The following is a 20,173-nucleotide window of genomic DNA, read 5'->3' as shown; positions in this document are numbered from 1 at the left end:
GTCTCAAGATTGCGACGGCGCACGCTTCGCCAGCGTGAGCCTGATGATGACGGCGGCAAGGGTCAAGGCGATCATGACGGTCGAAACGGCGGCGACCGCGGGGTCGACCCTTTCCATGATGCTCGACCAGATGGTCTGCGGCAAAGTGCGGACCTTGCGGGCGGTGATGAAGAGCACGGTGATGATCTCGTCCCATGAGGTGATGAAGGCGAAGACGCCACCCGAGACGACGCCCGGCACGATATTGGGCAGGATGATGCGCCAGAGCACGGTGAAGGGACGCGCGCCCAATGAGCGCGCCGCATATTCGAGCCGGTAATCGAAGCCCGACAGCGCCGCCGAGACGGTGATCATCACCAGGGGCACGCAGATCGTGGTGTGGGCGACGATGACGCCCCACACCGTGTCGAGCCAGCCGAGGTCGATCCAGGTGCGATAGAAGGCGAGCGCATGGACGATCGAGGGCACGATCAATGGCGCCAGGATCATGAGGCGGAGCAATTGCATGCTGCGCCCGCCGATGCGCCACATGCCGACGGCGCACAGCGTGCCGATGACGACCGAGAGCAAGGTGGTGACGCTGGCGATGAGAAGGCTCGTCAGGATGCCGCCGGACCAGCGCCGATCGAAGATCAACGTCTCATAGTGGCGAAGCGACAGCGCATCGCTCGGCAAGGAGAGATAGCGCTCGGGCGTGAAGGAGACCGGGATCACCACCAGAAGGGGCGCGATGAGGAACAGCACACCGGCCCAGGCGAGGCCGCGCAGGATGTTGCCGGGGAGCGATTTGGGCCACCTCATCGGCGCGAGCCTCCGAGCACCGAATCCCAGTCGGCGAAGCGGCCGGCGATGAAGACGACCGCCGTCACCACCGCGAGCAGCAAGGTGGCGAGTGCCGCGGCGATGCCCCAGTCATAGCCTTGCTGGATGAGAAGGCTGATATATTCGGCGATCATCACGATGCGCCCGCCGCCCAATATGGCGGGCGTCACATAGAAGCCGAGCGAGAAGATAAAGACGATGACGAAGGCGCTGTAGAGGCCGGGAAGGCTCAGCGGCAGGAACACGCGGCGGAAGGCGGTGAAGGGGTGGGCGCCCAGAGCGCGCGCCGCCGAGACGAGCTTGGGATCGATGCCCTTCATCGCCGCATAGAGCGGCAGGATGCCGAAAGGCAGCATGTAATGGACCATGCCCAGCATCACGCCGAACTGGTTGCGCACGAATTGCACTGGCTGGTCGATGAGCCCTGAGGCGACGAGCAGGCTGTTGAGAGGGCCGCTGTTGTTGAGGACGGCGATCCAGGCGAAGGCGCGGACCAGCACCGACACCCAGAGCGGCACCAGGATGCAGAGCATGAGCCACAGCCGCGCCCGTTCCGAGGCCTGGACCAGCACATAGGCGATGAGATAGGCGATGAGGAGGGTGGCCGCCGTGGTGATGACGCAGATCTCGACCGTCGTCCACATCATGCGGTGGATCGGCGCCGAGGTCAGCACCGCGCCGTAATTGGCGATGAGGCCCTGGCCATCGGTGGCGCTGATCACCAGGATGCGCGCCAGCGGCACCAGATAGAGAAAGAACAGAAGGAGCGCCGCCGGCAGGACGAAGAGAAAATACATCATGGTTTTTCACCCTCTCCCCGCTGAAGCGGGGCGACGGCACTTTTTACGACGACACCACGTCGAGGTAGCGCTTTTCGGCGTCCTGGTGGTTCTTGGCGTACCATTCCTCGTTCTGGAAGACCTGGATGGCCAGGTTCTCGGGCGAGGCCGGATTGCGGCCTGCGAGCTCCGGCGCGAGCTTGGCGGTCTCGGGGTTCGCCGGGCCCTGGCTCAGCTCCTTCAAGAGGATGAGCTGCTTCTCGGGCTCCTGCATCGAAGCGAGGAAATCGAACACCGCTTTGCCGCCGGGATTGCCTTTCGGCACCACCCACACGCCCGGCTGCACTACGCCCTGGTTGAAGGTGTATTTGAAACGGCCCTGCGATTCATCGCCGAGCATGGTCGAGCGCGTGTGCCAGATCTGGCCCATGGTGACCTCTCCGTCGCGGAAGACCTGCTGGCTCGAGGCGCCATTGTCCCAGAGCACGAGATGATCCTTGATTTCCTTGATCTTGTTGAGAGCGCGATCCATGTCGATCGGATAGACCTTGTCGGGTGCGACACCGTCGGCCATGAGTGCGGCCTCGAGCACGCCTACCATGTATTTCCACAGGACGCGCTTGCCCGGGAAGCGCTTCAGGTCCCAGAAATCGGCCCAGGTCTTGGGCTCTTCGCCGCCGAAAGCTTGGGCATCCCAGGTCAGGACCGAGCTGTAGATATAGCCGGTCGAGCCCCATTGATAGGCGAGGCCCGGAACGATCTTGCTCTTGTCGACGATCGCGTAATCGATGGGCTCGAGCAGGCCCTCGGGTCCGAGCGACGACTGGGTGCCGAGACCACTGTCGCACACGTCCCAGGTGACATTCTTCGATTCGACCATGGCGCGGATCTTGCCGCGGGTCGGACCTGAGCCGTCGAGCGCGATGGCAATGCCCGTCTTTGCCTCATAGGGTTCGTTCCAGGCCTTGCGATAGACATCCTCGGCATCGCCGCCCCACATGCAGAAGACGAGCTCCTTCGTCTCGGCATGAGCCTCGCGCCAGGCGGGCAGGGCGCCGACCGCGCCGAGCGCCGCCAGAACCTCCAGGAAGCGCCGGCGCGACATCCGCCCCGTTCGCACTTTTTCCGCAACGATCGACAGGCTGTCCTGAAGGATGGATGTCATTTTGCGCTCCCTTGCTGCTCTTTTGGGGCGCAGCTTGACCGACAAGCCAAGGGCTGGCAAGTATAATTATACAGTCGGACATAAAATTATCCGGCTGCCTTTTTCGATCATTTTAGAAACTCTGCCGCTAGGGCGAGTTTAAGCCTTGCTTAAAGCAAGTATCGCAAGATCGTGCCGCTGCGCAAAGACCCTGATTTGCGATGGCAGCTACGTGCACAGTGATTGACTCTAGGGAATATTTGAGCATGGAACGCCTGTTTCACTCATGAAACGCGGACCCATGTTCCCGCAATGTTTTGAACATTGCGTAAATGGGAACACATTTTAACCGGATTTTTGCCGCAAGCTCTTACTGCACAAAGAGAAATGTAGTGGGGCGTTGTGCGTCGGCGAGTGGATTCGGGATTTGCGGGTGGCTTCTGGGTGATGGGCATCGCAGCGGCGATGTTTTCAGTCCTGACCGCCACGCCTGTTGCGAGCAAGACCGTCCTTGACGACATCTTCTCCTGGTTCGGGGGCGAAGAAACGGATGAGCCCGTGGCCGATGCGCTTGCCTATAGGGTTTCGATCAGGGTCGATCATGCCGAGAGCGATCTCAAATCGCAGATCGAGGAAGGCTCGAGCCTGGTGACATTGCAGGACAAGGCCGCACCTGGCGCCGCCGGGCTGGTACAGCGCGCACTTGCCGATTACGAGGGCATCACCGCGATCCTCTATGAGAACGGCTATTATGCCGGCGAGACCAGTATCCGCATCGCCGGCGTGCCGGTCGACGACATGCGGGTCTTCGATGCCGCCGAGAAGGCGCGGCGTAAAGGCGCCGTGCCGGTCGATATATCCGTCGATGTCGGCCCGCAATTCCGCTTCGGCAAGGTGCGGATCCTGGATGCGAAGACGCATCGGCCGATGCCGGATGTGCCGGATATCGAAGATAGCGATCTCATCGAAGGTGAGGTGGCGCGGAGCCCTGCCATTGCCGGCGCCGAGCGTATCATCGTCAACGACTTGCGCCACAAGGGTCATCCCTTCGCGAAGATCGCCAGCAAAGACGTCGCGGCCGACCACAATACATTGCGGCTCGATGTGACGCTCTTCGTCGATGCGGGCCCCAGAGCCGGCTTCGGCCGCTTCCAGGTGTCGGGAACCGAAGGCCTCGATCCTGAATTCGTCGTAAGCCGCATCGATGTCGAAGAGGGCGAACCCTATTCGCCGAAACGCCTGGAAAAGCTGCGCAAGCGCCTTACCTCCTATCCTATCATCGGCGGCGTCAGGCTGAAAGAGGCGGAGCAGCTCGATTCTTCAGGCCTGCTTCCCGTCGATGTCGAGGTCAGCGAGCGCAAGCCGCGCTATTTCGGCTTCGGCACGAAATATTCGAGCACCGACGGCACCGCGGCCAACGCCTATTGGGGACATCGCAATCTCTTCGGCGGGGCCGAGACCTTGCGCATCGACGGCCAGGTGTCGTGGTTTGGCGGCGAGCCCGACGCAGTGCCCGATGCCGATCCTTTCGGCTATGCGCTGACCGTGAGCTTCGGCAAGCCCGGCATCTTCAGCGTCGATGACGATCTCATCTCAGAGGCCGCCATCTTGCGCGAGGTGACGGACGCCTATGTGCGCGATGCCGTCACCTTGACCGCGGGCGTCCGGCACCGTTTCGACGATCATCTCTCGGTGCAAGTGGGCGTCGATTTCGAGCAGGCCTTCGTCGAGGACAGTTTCGGCAAGCGCGATGATTTCGTGGCCGGTATCCCGGTCGACGTCATCTATGATTCGACCGACTCGCTTCTCGATCCGACCGAGGGCATCCGCGCCAGCGCCCGGGTCGAGCCCTTCGTGTTCCTGGGCGAAGCCGGCGCGGGGCCGGTGCTCGCCAAAGGCTCGCTCTCGGGATACCAGGCCCTCGATGAGCGCGACCGCTTCATCGTCGCGGGCCGCGTGGCGGGCGGCAGCCTGGTCGGCGCCGACATCACCGATGTCCCGCCGGCGCGGCGCTTCTATGCCGGCGGCGGCGGATCGATCCGCGGCTATGAATACCAGTCCGTCAGCCCGCGCAACAGTAACGGCGACATCATCGGCGGCTTGAGCTTCTTCGAGGCGTCGGCGGAATTGCGCGTGAAGGTCACCGACACGATCGGCGTCGTGCCATTCTTCGACATGGGGGCCGCCTTCGAGGACGAGGTGCCGGATTTCTCCGGCCTTCGTTATGCGGCGGGCCTCGGGCTTCGCTACTACACATCGATCGGGCCGATCCGCCTCGATGCGGCGATCCCGCTCAATCCACGCTCCGACGATGACGGCTATGGCATCTATGTCAGCATCGGACAGGCCTTCTGATGCGGCTGCGCAAGGTCTTAAGATATTTCCTCTTCGCCCTTGCGGGGCTGGTTCTTCTCATCGCCGCCGCCTTCAGCGCCCTCCAGACCGGACCCGGCAAAAGCTTCCTCGCCAGCAGAGCGGGCACGCTCGCTTCGGGCAACGGCCTCATCATCCAGATATCCGACATCGAAGGTTTCGTGCCGTCCCGCATGGGAATCGGGCGCATCGCGCTCGCCGATGCCAAGGGCACATTCGCCATCGTCGAAGGGCTCGAGATATCCTGGAGCCCGCTGGCGCTCGCCAGCGGCATGGTGTCGGCCGAAGCGATCGGTGCGCGTAAAATCTCCGTCCTGCGCCAGCCGGAGCTGCCGCCCGCGCCGGAAAACACGCCGGCGGCGAGCCCGGCACTGCCGCGTCTCGACATCCAGCGTCTTGCCGTGGCTGAAATCGATATCGCGGACCCGGTGATCGGCCAGGCGATGCGGTTGTCTTTCGCGGGCTCGGCGCGTCTCACCGATCCTGCCGAGGGGCTCTTCCTCGATTTCGCGCTCGACCGCCGCGACATCGCCGGAAAAATCGCCGGCAAGGTGATCTTCGTGCCTGAGGCCCAAACGCTCGACATCGATGTCGCCGCGGACGAGCCCGAAGGCGGGCTTATTGCCGGGCTGGCCCAGATTGCCGGCCGGCCGCCGGTCCGTTTTGCGGTGAAGGGCAAGGGATCGCTCGACGACTTCACGGCATCACTGAATTTTACGGCTGGTCCCGCCATCCAGGCGAAAGGCGACGCCGGTGTTAAGCGCGCAGGCGAGGGCCATGCGGTCAAGCTCGCCCTTGCCGGTAAGATCGCAGGCCTGCTGCCGGCTGCCGCCGCGCCGCTATTCGAGGGGACCACGAAAATCAACACCGCGCTTACCGTCGATGCGGCCCAGCGCGTCGCCATCGAAGATGCGAGGCTCGAGGCGGCCGGCATCGGCGCGACGCTCAAGGGGACGGTGGATACGGGAGCGCGCCAGGCGCAATTGCGCTACACGGTGATCGGCGGCGCCGCCGAGCGCTTTGCCCAACTGGTCCCGCAAGCCCGGTGGCAGGACTGGTTCGTCGACGGCACGCTCAACGGCCTCATCGAACGGCCGGAGGTCAAGGCGGCGATCACGGTGACCGAGCCCCGGGCGCAAGGCTATGGCGCTCAGATGATGAGCGCCAATGTGGAAATGGTGCCGCAGGCCGACGGCGCCTTCGCGCTCACCAGCGATGGCAATGCCAAGGGCTTGACCGCCGATGATCCCAAGGTCGCGGCGGCGCTTGGCGAGACTCTCGATTTCGCGCTCACCGGGCTGATCGACAAGGCCGGAAAGCCGGCCTTGTCTGCAGCCACGATCAAGCTGGCACCGCTCGCCGCGGAATTCACCGGTGCCGCGGCAGCGGAAGCGGTGAAAGGCAAGCTCCGTCTCGGACGGCTGGATCTCGCGGCCTTCTCGCCGCTCGCCGGGCGCCCGCTCGGTGGCCAGGTCTCCCTCGATGCCGATGTCGACATGACCGAGACGCTGATCCGCGTCTCGGGCCGTGGAAGCTCGATCGGTGTCATCACCGGCATTGCCGCCGTCGATGGGCTGCTCAAGGGGCCGGCCGAGCTCTCGGGCAGTGTCCAGCGCGGCGCCGACGGTGTCATTATCGTCGAGGATACGAGCCTCAAGGCGAAGGACGCGGCGCTGACCGTCGCCGGCCGCATCGACCGCAGCGCCGCCGATCTCAAGGCCGATCTCTCGCTCAGCGATCTGGCTCTCATCGATGCGCGCGTGAGCGGGGCGGCCAAGGCCACGGCCTCCTTCTCGGGCACGCTCGACAAGTTGAACCTCGTATCCGAGCTGACCGTGCCGGCCGGCCGCGCCATGGGCAAGCCCGTCCAGGATCTCGCCGTCACCGTCAAAGCCCAGGATCTCACCGGCAGACCTTCGGGCGATCTCACCCTTGCCGGGCGCATCGCCGACAAGGAGGCCAAAGGCCTCGTGCGTTTCGCGACCTTGGCCCAGAACTTCTATCGCTTCGAGACCATCGATCTCACCGTCGGCGCGAACAAGGCGAAGGGCGGGCTCGAGCTCGTAGAGGGCGGCCTCATCGGCGGGACGCTCAAGATCGCGGCGGACGATCTCGCCGATCTTTCAGCGCTGGCGCTCATGCCGATGGCGGGCAAGCTTACGGCCGATGTCACGTTCTCACCAGAGCAGGGCAAGCAGGATGTCGCCGTGAAGGCGCAGGCCTCGGGTTTGCGTGCTGCGGGCCAGGCCATTGGCAAAGCGTCGGTCGACGGCACCTTGCGTGACGTATTCGGCGTGCCCTTGTTCATCGGCGATCTCGATGTCGCCAACATGGCGGCTGGCGGGGTCAAGGTCGAACGCGCCAAGCTCACCGCCAATGGCACCGGACGTGAGAGCGACCTCGCTCTCGACGCGCTCGTCGATGGCACGAGCATCAAGGCCGAAGGAAAGGCCACCATCGCCGAGGCAGCGACATCGCTCGATCTCCGGGCCCTCAGCCTGGCGCGCGACGGCATCCGCGCGGCGCTTGTGGCGCCTTCGCAAATCCGCTTCGCCCAAAGCACCGTGACCATCGACAATTTCGCGCTTTCGACCGGCAAAGGTCGCGCTGCGCTTTCGGGCAGGGCCGGACCTGAGTCCCTCGCGCTCGACGTGAAGCTCGCGAGCCTGCCTTTGTCGCTCGCCCGGCTCGGTGGCTATGAGGATGACATCGGGGGCACGCTCGATGGAACGATCAGGATCTCAGGCCGCCCGCAAACACCGGACGGACGCTATGATCTCAAGATCACGAACTTGAGCAATCCCGATATCGTGCGCAGCGGTGCCGGCACCTTCGACATCGCGGCCGAAGGCGAGGTGAAAGGCGGCCGTGTGGGACTTGCGATGGTGATGAAGAATCCGCGGCTCCAGGACATGCGGGTCAAGGGCTCGCTCGCCCTGGCCCAGTCGACGCTCGACCTTGCCGCGCAGGGCGCGGTCGACCTGTCGCTCGCCAATGCATTCCTGGCCGCGTCCGGCAATCGTCTCGCGGGCAAGGCCGCGATCGATGCCACGGTAACCGGCAAGCTTGCGGCGCCCGCGATCAAGGGAACAGTGCGGCTTTCCGACGGGCGCTTCGACGATTTGATCAATGGCGTCACCATCACCAAGATCAATGGCGATATCGCCGGCGACGGCCGCGCGCTCGTCCTGCAGAACATCCGCGGCCAGACCGTGAATGGCGGGACCGTCACGCTCGCGGGACGCGCCACCATCGATCCCAATGCCGGCATCCCGGCCGATATCGATGTCTCCTTCGCCAATGCGGCGCTGGTTTCGAGCGAGACGGCGCGGCTCATCGCCGATGGCAAAGTGCAGACGCGAGGTCCCATCATGACGCGCCCGAAGATCACCGGGCGCGTCGACATCAAGCGGCTCGACATCAACCTGCCGGACAGGCTGTCGGGTGCCACCAAGCCGATCGAGGTCCGTCATGTCGGGGCGCCCAAAGGCAAGAAGCTCGCCGGCGCCAAGCTCGCTCCGGCGAAGAAGGCGAAAGAGAATGCGGCGGCCGGCTCAGGCTTCATCGCCGATCTCGACGTGACGCTTTCGGCGCCCAATGGCATCTTCGTGCGCGGCATGGGTGTCGAGGCCGAGCTCGGCGGCGATCTCACTGTGCGCGGCACGAGCGCGGCTCCCCGCTCGCAAGGCGGCTTTACGACCAAGCGCGGCCGGTTCGAAGGTTTCGGCAAGCGTCTCGATCTCACCAAGGGCCTGATCTCTTTCAACGGCTCGCTCGATCCCGATCTCGATTTCGTGGCGCAGACCGAAAGCGAGGGCATCACCGCCCAGATCCTCATCACGGGCCCTGCCTCAGAGCCCAAGATCAGCTTCGCCTCGACGCCGCAATTGCCGCAGGACGAGGTGATCGCGCGCATCCTGTTCGACAAGGGGGCCGGCGAATTGACGCTCAGCCAGGCGGCACAGCTCGCCCAGACGGTCGCGCAATTGTCGGGATCGGGGCCGGGCGTGCTCGACAAGATGCGGAGATCCTTGGGCGTCGACAGTCTCGATGTCGGCACCGAGAATGGCGGTGAGGTCGGCATGGGCAAGAGGCTCAATGACCGGATCTATCTCGGGGTGAAGCAGGGGGCGCAGCCCAATTCGAGCAAGGTCACGATCGATGTCGACATCACCAAGAATATCAGGGCGCAAGGGGCGACCGGCGCCGATGGCAGCACCGAGGTCGGCATCGGCGCCGAATGGGATTATTGAGCGCTAAAGCATGATGGCTTTTCTTCGAGTCGCCATCGCGCTTTATTTTTTTTCTTGCGCATGATCTCTTCGGAAAACCGGTACCCACTTTTCCGGATCATGCGCCAAGCGCTCGTCGCGCCGCGACCGCGGTGATCAAGCCGGCATGGCTCCAGGCCAGGTTTTTCGCCGAAGTCTGCCGGCCGGTGACGCGGTCGAATTGCTCGGAAAGCTCACCATTCTCAGGGGTGTAGGCGCGCACCGTTTCGAGGAAGGCATCGCCGCGCGCTCTGTAGGTGCGATCGTGCAGAACCGCCGCCAGGCGATAATAGAATTCAGCCGCGGCGAGGGTCGAGAAATAATAGGCGCCGCCCGAGAAGTAGACATCGCCCGAGTAACGGCCAAGGGCGGGTGCGCGCTCTTCGGGGCGCCCGTGATTGATCGCATAGTCCTTGGCAAAGAGCGCTTCGAGTTTCGCCAGCGTGGCAAGCACGCGCGCATCGCGAAGTCCATGTGAGGCGCCGTCTTCGCCCGAATGGATGATGGCGAAGATGACGGAGATATCGAGATATTTCGACGGCGTGCCGCTGAGGCGCGAACGGTAGAAACCTTCGCTTTCCAGCCAATAGTCGTCGAGCCTTCGGCGGATATGGGAAGCGGCATGCCGGCAAGCGGCCGCCTTGCGCCGGTCCTCATTGCGCGCCTGCCGGTCGAGCCAGAGGGCTGCCTGTTCGAGGGCCGAGGCTGAGAGGCGGTCGGTGTAGTAATTCTCTCCCTTCTCCTCTTCCCACATGTCGAAATCGGGCTCGTCCCAATGCGCGAGGATGAAGTCGATGTCGCCATGCAGGAGGAGGGCGGCCGATCTGCGGCAGTCATCGTCGAGAGCGATGCCGCCCCCGAGCCAGCGCAGCACCACCAGGATGCGCAGAGCCGGCCCGTCATGCTGTGGCCTGGACCAGCGCGAGATATCGAGCGTGGCGTCGGGATTGACGCGCGTCTCGGCCACCACGGTATCGGGGGTTACGGCGGCAAGCTCTTCGTCGGATCGCAGATACTGCTGGAATTGGGCGGTGGTGCGCGAGCGCCAGGACTTGTCCTCGACCAAGGGTTTGCCCTCGAGACGGCGCAGCGACAGGGAGAAATCGATGAAGTCACGAAAGTGCGTGAGCGCTTCCGGTCCGATCGGCCCGTCCTGATGGAGGACACGCAGCGCGTCGATGACGATGGCGGAGTCGCGGAACCAGTGGAAGAAATAGTCGGGATCGGGATCCCAGGATGCGAGCACCGGAGAGGCGACGATCGAGCCGGGTCTGGGCCTGACGGTCTGGCCGAAGCCCGGCCGCGTCTTGACGATGCCGACGGCTGAGACGGCGGTGAGCATCGCCTTGGCGGAAAGACCATATTGCCGGTCGATCCAGGTATCGAGTGTGTCCGGCATTTATCGTCCCGCATGCCGTCTTTCACCTTCTCCCGCGCAGAGCGTGGGAGAAGGTGCCCGGAGGGCGGATGAGGGCTCTTTCGCGCAATGTGTCATGATCTCAACGATAATTCCTTGCTGAGACAAAGAGCCCTCACCCGGCCTTCGGCCACCCTCTCCCATTGCTTCGCAACGGGAGAGGGGAAAACAGTCAGGCATTTGCAGTTCGCGCACATCAGCTGATCCGTTCCTCGAGATGCGGGCTCATGAAGCCGAGCTTCTTCAGGGACGCCTGGATTTCCGGAATGCTCATGAACAGATTCCACAACAGGCCCGAGCGGTAATTCTCGATCATGACGATGATCGGGCCCTGATCGACCGCAAGGAACGTGTCGGCATACCAGTTGCGCTCAACGTTGAACGCGTCGATGAAGCCGAAGCGTCCCCATAATTTGTCGCCCTGCTTCACGAAGTGGCGCAAGGCGCGCATCGATTCCTTGGGCGCATAGGGGAAGCTCGCCAAGGCTGCGGTCGGGGAGATCGTGCCGTTGTCATTGTCCGGCGCATGGGCGCTGTAGCCGTCGGGATCATCGCTTGCCGTCAGGCCCCAGCAGGATTTGCCATAGCCCGCGTGATCGCCCGGATTGCGCACGCAATGCTCATAATTGATGCGGACATGACGGCGGTTCTGTTCCCAATAATCGGCATAACGGTCCTTGAGGCCGCGCGGATCGAGGCCCAGGAAGGAATAATGGGTGAAGAAGAGGGGACCGCCGAAGGCCGGGCCCAAAGGCAGCTCGATGCCGTCATAGGTCCGGCGGTTCAGGAAGTCGCGGCCCATGGCAAAGCCATCGTGATAGACATCCGCATCGATCCCGTACCGCGGCGCCGCGGCGGCGAGCACATAGGTGATGAGGCACTCGTTCCAGCCGCGGATTTCATGGCCGAGGCTCCAGCCATTGTTCGGGCTCCAATGCCAGTAGAGCGCCTTGCGTCCGTCCCGTGTGTGCCAGTTCCACTCCACTTCGAGCCACAGGAAATTGATGCGGCCGCGCAAGCGCCTTTCGGCCGGCGTGTCGCGATCGAAATATTGCTTGGCACAGAGAAGACCCTGGAAGAGAAACGATGTCTCGACCAGGTCGGCGGCGTCGTCCTTGCGCCAGAAGGGAATGGTGGCGCCAGTCGTGCCGTGCATGAAATGCGGAAAGACGCCGTGATAGCAAGTGGCGACCTCCAGCACGTCGAGCATGCCGCTCAAGCGCTGCAAGGCCTCCTCGCGCGTGACCCATCGGCGCTCGACCGCGACGATGATGGCCATGACGCCGAAGCCGGTGCCGCCGATCGCGACCTTGTCGTCCTGAGGATCCGAGGTCTGGAAGCTGCGGTCGCGCGCCATGAAGCTCACCGGATGAGCGCCTTCCCAGAAATAGCGGAAGGTCTGGCGCTGCACGGCTTCGAGCAGTTCGTCATCCGCAAGCTTCGGATTGGGCAATGAGGCGTCCTTCCTGGATTTGAGGGAACGGGGCATGTTCATCGGACGGTTTCCGGGAAGCGTGCCTTGGGCCTGATATCCGGCATGGGCTTGCGCTCGAGAGTATGAGTCTCCGGATCCTTTATCAGATGAAAGACACGGCTGAAGAGATGATCATGGGCGTCGGCCTTGCCGATATGGATGACGCCCGTGTGTTTCAATTCCTTGTCCAGCATTTCCACGACCCGTTGATGGGTCGCCTCTTCGATCGAATCGAGAGCCTCGTCAACCAGGAGCCAATCGGGCTTCTGCAGCCTGACGCGGGCAAAGGCGAGCGCATGCTGCTCGTCTTCGGAGAGCTTCTTGTCCCAGCGTTTGTGCATGTCGAGCTTGCCCAGGAGGCCGTCGAGGCCGACCGCCTTCAGCGCGGCCGGAAATTCGGCCGCTTCGTATTTGTCGACGGCGAAAGGATAGGCCAAGACCTCGCGCAAAGTGCCGGGCGGCAAATAGGGCGTCCTCGGCATATGAAGGATGCTTTCCCCCTTGGGCCAGGAGATGCGGCCGTCGCCCCAGGGCCACAGACCGGCAAGCGTCCTGAACAGGAGCGTCTTGCCGGTGCCGGAATCGCCGACGATGACGATGCGCTCGCCGGCCTTGATCTCGACTTTCTTCTCCTTGAGCATGGTGCAGCCGGTAGGCGAGGCGATCTCGAGATCCTCGATGAGCACCTTGCCCTTCTCGCCCTGGACGAATTCGATGCGGCTCTCGACCGTGTGCAGCACATCGGTCTTGAGCACGGCGCTCCTGAAACTGGCGATGCGCAACAGCGTGGCCCGCCAATCGGCAATGGCGCTGAAATTGTCGATGAACCAGCGCAGCGAATTCTGCACCTGATTAAAGGCGCCGACCGCCACCATCAAGCCGCCGAAGGACAGGTTGCCGGCAAAATAGACGGGCGCCGCCACCAGGATCGGCGCTACGAGGGTGATCCAGCCGTAACCTGCCGTGACCCAGGTCAGACCGGTGACCCGCATGAGGATGCTGCGCGTGGCTTCCAAAACGGAATAGAGACTGATCACGATGCGCCGCTTCTCATCCGACTCGCCGCCGAAGAGCGCCACGGCGTCGATGTGCTCATTGAGCCGCATCATCGAAAAGCGCAAATCCGACTCGCGCTGATAGCGCTCGGCATTGCGCTCGATGAGGGGCCGGCCCACCCAGTAGCTGAGGAGCGACGCCAGGCCCGCATAGATGAGCGCCGCCCAGACCATGTATCCTGGAATGTCGAAGCTGCGGTCACCGATATGGAAGATGAAGCCCGCCGACAGCGCCCACAGGACGCCGATGAAGCTGACGAGCAGAATCGTCGCCTGAAACAGACCGATGCCGAGATCAGCCGAGAGCTCGGTCAGGTGGCGGGCGTCCTCATGCAGGCGCTGGTCCGGATTGACGCCGATCGGTCCGGCATTGGCCAGCCGGAAAGCCCGGAGCGGCATGAGCCATTGGCCAACCAGGTCGAGCACAAGTCCTTCCCGGAGCTTGAGCTTCATCATCTGGTTCAGCCAGGTCTGGAAGACATTCAGCACCAGGAGGCTGCCGGCGATCATGGCGAAGACGCCGAGCTGCACGATGAAATCGGTGAGGTCCCGGCGGGACAGAGCGTCATAGAACGGTTGATTCCAGGCGTTGAGGCGGATCTGCCCATAGGCGGTCAACAGGATGACGGCGACGAGACCTCCGCCCAGCGCCAATAGGGTATTGCGCACCGGCGAGGCGAAGAGGGCACCGACCATCATGGAAAGCTGTGGCACGAGACCGGCATGGGCAGCTTCGTCGATGTCGGTCGCGGCATCGGCGAGCTGAGCGGATTGATCTGTCATCGCGGTTCTGATTCCTCGATCTTTGCAAGGCGCATCCTCGCACCCCTGCCGCATCAGCGGGAGGGGAATTTATCAAGGAGATTTAGGCGTTATTCTGCCGCTTCGAGAGGGCGCCCTATCGCAGGGGCAGGCGCATTGGGGCGGGGGACGGCGTCCATATGCCGCGCCATCCGCAAACGGCGGGCAAAGAAGCCGTTGAGCGCCGGGGAGTCACCGACGCCGATCACCGCCGAAGCCGACAGCTCGCGCGTGAAGACCGAGCGCAAGAGGGGGATATCCCGCTCATTGGCGGTCGTGGCGATATCCTCGAACAGAACCCAGTCCGGCCGGTGCAGGACGAGGCGGGCCAGGACCAGACGCTGCTGCTCATGGGCGGGCAGTGCCCTGTCCCAGCGGCCCTTGTCGTCCAGCCGCTCGACCAGATGTATGAGGCCGACGCGCACGAGAGCGGCCGAAACCATGGCGTCATCGAAGACGCCCTCTCCCGAGGGATAGGTCATCGCCTCGCGCAAGGTGCCGATACGGAAATGCGCCCGCGCCGGGAGGAACATGATGCTCTCCGCCGGCGGCAGCAGAATGGATCCGGTGCCCTCCGTCCACAATCCGGCCATGGCGCGCAGGAACAGGGTCTTGTCGCAATCAGGGGCGTTCTCGATGAGGACGCGCTCACCCTGGCGCACCTCGATGCGCGAGGTCGCGAAGGATACCGTGCTGCCCTGCTGATCGAGCGACAGATCTTCGAAGCTCATCTGGCCCGCGGGGTGAGGTCCGACGGTGATGCCGCTCGGACCGGTCTCGGGATTGGGCTCGAGCTCGTACAGGCCGTTGCGGAAGCGCGAGACGCGCAGCAAGGTCGCGCGCCAGTCGGCGATGGCGGGGAAATTGTCGACGAACCAGCGCAGCGAGTTCTGCACCTGGTTGAAGGCGCCGACCACCATCATCAGGCCGCCGATCGTCAGCTTGCCGGAGAAGAAGCCCGGCACCGCCACCAGGATCGGAACGATGATCGCGAGCCAGCCATAGCCCGAGGTGATCCAGGTGAGCTTCGACAAGCCATTGGCGAGCTTGCAGCCGAGGTCGATCACGCTGGTGATCGAGCTGTCGGCGGTGCGCCGCTCATCGGCCTCGCCGCGCCCCAGGGCGACGGCCTCGGCGGTCTCATTGATGCGCACGATGGCGAAGCGCAGATCCGCCTCCTTGGCGTAGCGCTCGGCATTGAGCTTGATGAGGGGATGACCGACGAGCCAAGTGAGCCAGGAGCCGGTGATCGCATAGGCGAGCGCACACCAAACCATGTAGCCCGGTATGGTGAAGCTGCTGTCGCCCCAGGTGAAGACCACCTGGCTCGACAGCGCCCACAGCACGCCGATGAAGCTCGCCAGCAGCAAGGTGGCCTGGAACAGGCCGATGAGGAGGCTCGCCGACGTTTCGGCGAGATGCCTGGCGTCTGCCTGGATATATTGATCGGGATTGGCGCCGTCTTCGCCGGCCTGGGTCAGAAGATAAGCCCGCCGCGGCTTCAGCCATTGGTCCATCAGATCATGGGTCAGCCATTCACGCAGCTTGACCTTCATGGTTTCCTGCAGCCAGGTCTGCGCCACCACGAGGCACAGGAGGCCGCCGACGATGACCAGGAAGATGAGGAGCTCATGCGCCAGCGTGCTCAGCGAGCGCTGGACCAGCGTGTCATAGAAGGAGCCGAGCCAGGCATTGAGCTTGATCTGGCCGAAAGTATTGGTGATGATGACGAGAGTTATGCCGCCGAACATCCAAGCAAGCTTGTTGCGGTAGCTCGAGGCGTTGAGGGCGCGCAACAAAGGCAGTGCCTGCGCCCAGAACTGGCCGTCATTCGTCTCGGCACGGAGTTTTCCGTGCGCCGGACGTGCCTCATCCGACGCTGTATCAGCTAGTTCCATTGGCTATGAACAGCCCTTTTGCTTCCGTCTTTCTTCTTCTTTTTGATTCTCACCCATCTCGCAGTCAAGCATGTTAGTCGAAGATGATGATCCCAGCCAGTAAACGCTTTATGTAAACTTGCTGTACGGGACCAAAACCCCCATTATTCCCGGAACTGTGACGGCAAAGACACAGTTCCGATCGAGTTCCGCGCTTGGAACATGAGCAATTGTCAGGCAAACAGCGTGCCATGAATCGCCTGAATGGAGCCTGAACGGAAAGTTCCATGAGTGTGCTTATATTCTTTCGAGCGAGAAGGCGCTGTGAGATTTGGCACGCTAGCCGTCAGCCTGCGGAGGAATTATGTCAGCGAGATTGACCGATCGCGTCGCGCGGCTGATGCGCGCCATGACCATCGATGAGAAGATCGGGCAGCTCAACATGCTCTCGGGCGGACTCGTCGTGACGGGACCCGGAGAGCCCGGCGACTATATGGCGGCGCTCAAGGCGGGAAGTGTGGGAAGCCTGCTCAACCTCTTCGGGCGCGGCCAGGTGCGCGAAGTGCAGCGCATTGCCGTGGAGGAAACGCGCCTCGGCATTCCGCTCATCTTCGGCTATGACGTCATCCACGGTCACCGGACGATCTTCCCCATCCCCTTGGCCGAAGCTTCAGCATTCGATCCAGCATTGTGGGAGCGAACCGCGCGCATCGCAGCACTCGAGGCCGCGGCCGAAGGACTGACGCTCACTTTCGCGCCGATGCTCGATGTGTCGCGCGATCCGCGCTGGGGACGGATGGCCGAGAGCGGCGGCGAGGACCCGTGGCTCACCGCGCGTTTCGCCATCGCCAAGGTGAAAGGCTTCCAGGGCGATGATCTCAAATCGCCGCTGTCGATCGCCGCGACCGCCAAGCATCTCGCGGCCTATGGCGCGTCGGTGGCGGGGCGCGACTATGCTCAAGTCGAGGTCTCCGAGCGCAGTCTGCATGAAGTCTATCTGCCGCCCTTCGAGGCGGCGGTCGCCGCCGGGGTCGCGGCGATCATGCCGGCCTTCACCGACATGGACAATATCCCGCTCACGGCCCATGTCGCGATCCTGCGCGACATGGTGCGCCGGCAGTGGGGGTTCGAAGGCGTCATCATCAGCGACTACACCGCCATCAACGAACTCGTGCCGCACGGGGTCGCTGCCGACGTCACCGAGGCCGCGGCGCTGGCGCTCAAAGCCGGCGTCGATATCGACCTGATGGGACTGGCCTATGTGGAGGGCCTGCCCAAGGCGCTGCAGAGCGGAGCGGTCAGCATGGAGCATATCGACCAGGCAGCCCAGCGTGTGCTGATGCTCAAGGAAGAGCTTGGCCTCTTCGACGACCCCTATCGCGATGCCGCGGTCAAGTTCGATCACAAGGCGCGCCGTGTCGAGCATCGCGATATCGCGCGCGATGCGGCGCGCCGCTCGATCGTGCTGCTCAGCAACCGCGGCAATATCCTGCCCGTCACCCAGCCGCCGCGGCGCGTCGCGATGCTGGGCCCGCTCGCCAATGCCCAGGCCGAGATGCTGGGCCCGTGGTCGGGGGCAGGGCTCATCGAGGACATGGTGCCGTTCCTGCCCGGCATGCGGGCCGCCTGGCACGAGAGCGAAATCCTCTACGCACCCGGCGTCTCGATCGAAGGCGGCGACACCAAAGGTATCGAGGCGGCCGTCGGCTTTGCCGAGCGCGCCGACATCGTTCTCCTGTGTCTTGGCGAAGAGCGCTATATGAGCGGCGAGGCGGCGAGCCGCGCCCGGCCCGATCTTCCCGGCCATCAGGAAGCGCTTGCCAGAGCAGTCCTCGCTACGGGCAAGCCCGTCATCGTGCTCCTCTCCTCCGGCCGCCCGCTCATCGTGCCCTGGCTCTTCGAAGTGGCGCAGGCGGTGCTCGCCACCTGGTTCCTCGGCAGCGAGGCCGGCCATGCCGTGGCCGACGTCATCACCGGCCAGTGGTCGCCTTCCGCCAAGCTGCCGGTATCGTGGCCCGCCGATCGAGGGCAGGTCCCGGTCTTCTACGCGCACCGTCCGAGCGGACGGCCGATGGCCCCGGCGAACCGCTATTCGAGCAAATATCTCGACCTGCCCAACGAGCCGCTGTTTCCCTTCGGCCACGGGCTTTCCTATACGCGCTTCACGCATCGCGATTTCAATGTGAGTCCCAGCGAATTGCGCGCCGGCGCCAAGGTCACGCTCTCCGTCAGCGTCCGCAATGACGGGCCGGTTGCCGGCGAGGAGACGGTGCTGTTCTTCCTGCGCGATCCGGTGGCGAGCGTGTCGCGCCCGGTGCTGGAACTCAAGGGCATGGGCAAGGCTTGGCTCGAGCCCCGGCAGACGAAGACGGTGGAGATCACTCTGTCGACGGATGATCTCGCCTTCCCCGGGACCGACTATGCGCCGCGGCTCGAGCCCGGCGTCATCGAGTTCTTCGCCGGGCCGTCGGCCCGAGACGAGGATCTGCTCAAGGCCGAAGTGCATGTGGTCGTTTGACCGTCACGCCGCGTGGTGCATGCGCGCGAAACCCTCGCGCAGATAGCGCGCCATTTCCGCGGCCGGCCGGGCAAGGCCGCCTTTCGGCAGATGCAAATTGATGGCGAAGAGCGGCAGATCGGTCGGCGCCTTGTCGGGCCCCAATATCTCGAGGTCGGCGGGCACGGTCGAGACGAGCCAGGCCGTGACCGCGAGATCGGCACGCACCGTCGCGGTGGTCGCCTCGATATTGCCGTTCTCGAAGACGGTACGCCAGGCGCGGTCCTGCCGCTCCAGGGCCGCGAGCACGGCCGGGCGGAAGGCGCAGGTGTCGGCGACCATCGAAACCGGCAAAGGCGTCTTGAGCCAGGCGCCGCCATTTCGAGCGCCCACCCAGACCAGGCGCTCGACCCGCAGGCATTCGCCGGCGCTCGGCCCTTGCGGCTCCTCGACGACGGCGAGATCGATGGCACCTTCGGCGAGCCCTGCGATCAAATCGGGCGAGGCGGCGCAGGTCAGCGAAATCTCGACCTGCGGATGGGCCGAGGCATAGGCCTTGATCACCGGCGCGATGCAGGGCTCGACCAGGTCATAGGGCAGGCCGAGGCGGACCTTGCCCTGCACATGGCCCGCCGTCATTTCCCCCCAAATGTCGTCATTGAGGGCGATGAGCCTGCGGCCCTTGGCGAGCAGTTGCTCGCCTGAGGGCGTCAGCTTGAGGCCGCGCCGGTCGCGCTCGAACAGGGCAAGGCCCAGCGTGTCCTCGAGCCGCCGGATCTGCTGGCTGACGGCGCTCTGGGTCAGGTAACGGGCATTCCCGGCCGCGGTCATGCTGGAATGATCGGCGACGGCGATGAAGGTCCGGATCAGGTCGATGTCGAGATTGCGTGCCATGACGGCATTATGAACTCTAATGGCAGGCATTTTCAACATTCATTTCCCTAATGTCTGGGAATGCCGCATGCCATGGATCATGGACCAGCTTCTGCCGCTCATCCTTTTCGCCCTCGTGGCTACCGTGACCCCGGGAGGCGCCACGACGCTCGCCACCGCGTCCGGCGCTCATTTCGGCTATCGCCGGTCGCTGCCCTTGATGGTCGGCATCGCCTTTGGCCTCGCATCGATGGCGGCCGCCGCCGCGATTGGCCTGGCGAGCCTGCTCATCGCGGTGCCGTCCCTGCAGCTCGCCATGAAGACGATCGGCACGCTCTATCTGTTGTGGCTCGCCTGGCGCATCGCCATGAGCGGACCGCCGCGTCTGGCCGAGGAAATGGCGCGGCCGACGCGGTTCATCACCGGCATATGGCTCTTGTGGGTCAATCCCAAAGGCTGGGCGATGACCAGTGCCGCCGCTCTGTCCTTTGCGGCGCTCGCCAACAACCCAAGCGCGCTGGCGCTGTTGCTCGGCGTGGCCTTCGGAGCGGCGGCCATCCTTTCGCTGTCGCTCTGGTGCGTCGCCGGCCAGCTGCTGGCGCGGTTTCTCACCGCCGACTGGCAATGGCGGCTGACCAACATGCTGCTCGGTGCATTTCTCGCGCTGTCGATCATCCCGATGTGGCTGCCCTGAAACGCAAGTCATGACGACAAAGAAGACCTGCCACACTCTGTGCAAGGATTGACGCGCGCTCTGCGGTCGATAGTCTCTCGTGAGGACGGTCAGCCG

Annotated in this window: 12 protein-coding genes; 4 read left to right on the top strand and 8 right to left on the bottom strand. The window is 63.8% G+C overall.

Annotated features, from left to right (window positions below):
• Positions 1-3: 3 nt before the first annotated feature.
• The 3 genes from DS839_RS10090 to DS839_RS10080 are packed head-to-tail and all read right to left on the bottom strand — an operon-like array spanning position 4 to position 2,766.
• Positions 4-801, bottom strand: a complete 798-nt coding sequence (locus DS839_RS10090; RefSeq protein WP_119270182.1) for an ABC transporter permease — start codon at positions 799-801, stop codon at positions 4-6.
• Complete coding sequence (locus DS839_RS10085; protein ID WP_119270181.1) at positions 798-1,622, bottom strand: ABC transporter permease; 825 nt, start codon at positions 1,620-1,622, stop codon at positions 798-800. Before DS839_RS10085 ends, DS839_RS10090 begins: the two co-directional genes overlap by 4 nt.
• 43 nt (positions 1,623-1,665) lie before the next feature.
• Positions 1,666-2,766 carry an extracellular solute-binding protein gene (locus tag DS839_RS10080; protein ID WP_119270180.1) on the bottom strand — a complete coding sequence of 367 codons (1,101 nt, stop codon included), beginning with the start codon at positions 2,764-2,766 and terminating at the stop codon, positions 1,666-1,668.
• 393 nt (positions 2,767-3,159) lie between these two features.
• On the opposite strand from DS839_RS10080, the gene DS839_RS10075 reads away from it, so the two are divergent.
• On the top strand, positions 3,160-5,100 hold the full coding sequence (locus DS839_RS10075) for an autotransporter assembly complex protein TamA (RefSeq protein ID WP_162918427.1): 1,941 nt from the start codon (positions 3,160-3,162) through the stop codon (positions 5,098-5,100).
• Complete coding sequence (locus DS839_RS10070) at positions 5,100-9,371, top strand: translocation/assembly module TamB domain-containing protein (protein ID WP_119270178.1); 4,272 nt, start codon at positions 5,100-5,102, stop codon at positions 9,369-9,371. Before DS839_RS10075 ends, DS839_RS10070 begins: the two co-directional genes overlap by 1 nt.
• A gap of 97 nt (positions 9,372-9,468) precedes the next feature.
• On the opposite strand, the gene DS839_RS10065 is transcribed toward DS839_RS10070, so the two are convergent.
• From DS839_RS10065 to DS839_RS10050, 4 genes are all read right to left on the bottom strand, one after another.
• A complete protein-coding gene (locus DS839_RS10065) occupies positions 9,469-10,788 on the bottom strand; it encodes a glycoside hydrolase family 15 protein (RefSeq protein ID WP_119270177.1) in 1,320 nt (439 codons plus the stop codon).
• Positions 10,789-11,002: 214 nt separating this feature from the next.
• Complete coding sequence (locus tag DS839_RS10060) at positions 11,003-12,301, bottom strand: glucoamylase family protein (protein ID WP_368911437.1); 1,299 nt, start codon at positions 12,299-12,301, stop codon at positions 11,003-11,005.
• Positions 12,298-14,118, bottom strand: a complete 1,821-nt coding sequence (locus DS839_RS10055; protein WP_119270176.1) for an ABC transporter ATP-binding protein/permease — start codon at positions 14,116-14,118, stop codon at positions 12,298-12,300. Before DS839_RS10055 ends, DS839_RS10060 begins: the two co-directional genes overlap by 4 nt.
• A gap of 89 nt (positions 14,119-14,207) precedes the next feature.
• Positions 14,208-16,034, bottom strand: a complete 1,827-nt coding sequence (locus tag DS839_RS10050) for an ABC transporter ATP-binding protein/permease (protein WP_119270175.1) — start codon at positions 16,032-16,034, stop codon at positions 14,208-14,210.
• A gap of 343 nt (positions 16,035-16,377) precedes the next feature.
• On the opposite strand from DS839_RS10050, the gene DS839_RS10045 reads away from it, so the two are divergent.
• Positions 16,378-18,531 (top strand): glycoside hydrolase family 3 N-terminal domain-containing protein, encoded by a 2,154-nt coding sequence (locus DS839_RS10045; RefSeq protein WP_119270174.1) that lies wholly within the window; start codon positions 16,378-16,380, stop codon positions 18,529-18,531.
• A gap of 3 nt (positions 18,532-18,534) precedes the next feature.
• On the opposite strand, the gene DS839_RS10040 is transcribed toward DS839_RS10045, so the two are convergent.
• The gene (locus DS839_RS10040) at positions 18,535-19,404 is read right to left on the bottom strand and encodes a LysR family transcriptional regulator (RefSeq protein ID WP_119270173.1); all 870 of its coding nucleotides are present in this window, start codon (positions 19,402-19,404) and stop codon (positions 18,535-18,537) included.
• A gap of 67 nt (positions 19,405-19,471) precedes the next feature.
• On the opposite strand from DS839_RS10040, the gene DS839_RS10035 reads away from it, so the two are divergent.
• Complete coding sequence (locus DS839_RS10035) at positions 19,472-20,077, top strand: LysE family translocator (RefSeq protein ID WP_438816507.1); 606 nt, start codon at positions 19,472-19,474, stop codon at positions 20,075-20,077.
• Positions 20,078-20,173 lie beyond the last annotated feature (96 nt).

It is taken from the genome of Taklimakanibacter deserti, assembly GCA_003574785.1.
This window is presented reverse-complemented; position numbering and strand designations above follow the sequence as displayed.

Coding starts and splice junctions, on each gene's coding strand:
- DS839_RS10090 (WP_119270182.1), bottom strand. CDS start 801: ATGAGGTGGCCCAAATCGCTCCCCGGCAACATCCTGCGCGGCCTCGCC.
- DS839_RS10085 (WP_119270181.1), bottom strand. CDS start 1,622: ATGATGTATTTTCTCTTCGTCCTGCCGGCGGCGCTCCTTCTGTTCTTT.
- DS839_RS10080 (WP_119270180.1), bottom strand. CDS start 2,766: ATGACATCCATCCTTCAGGACAGCCTGTCGATCGTTGCGGAAAAAGTG.
- DS839_RS10070 (WP_119270178.1), top strand. CDS start 5,100: ATGCGGCTGCGCAAGGTCTTAAGATATTTCCTCTTCGCCCTTGCGGGG.
- DS839_RS10065 (WP_119270177.1), bottom strand. CDS start 10,788: ATGCCGGACACACTCGATACCTGGATCGACCGGCAATATGGTCTTTCC.
- DS839_RS10060 (WP_368911437.1), bottom strand. CDS start 12,301: ATGAACATGCCCCGTTCCCTCAAATCCAGGAAGGACGCCTCATTGCCC.
- DS839_RS10055 (WP_119270176.1), bottom strand. CDS start 14,118: ATGACAGATCAATCCGCTCAGCTCGCCGATGCCGCGACCGACATCGAC.
- DS839_RS10050 (WP_119270175.1), bottom strand. CDS start 16,034: ATGGAACTAGCTGATACAGCGTCGGATGAGGCACGTCCGGCGCACGGA.
- DS839_RS10045 (WP_119270174.1), top strand. CDS start 16,378: ATGTCAGCGAGATTGACCGATCGCGTCGCGCGGCTGATGCGCGCCATG.
- DS839_RS10040 (WP_119270173.1), bottom strand. CDS start 19,404: ATGGCACGCAATCTCGACATCGACCTGATCCGGACCTTCATCGCCGTC.
- DS839_RS10035 (WP_438816507.1), top strand. CDS start 19,472: ATGCCATGGATCATGGACCAGCTTCTGCCGCTCATCCTTTTCGCCCTC.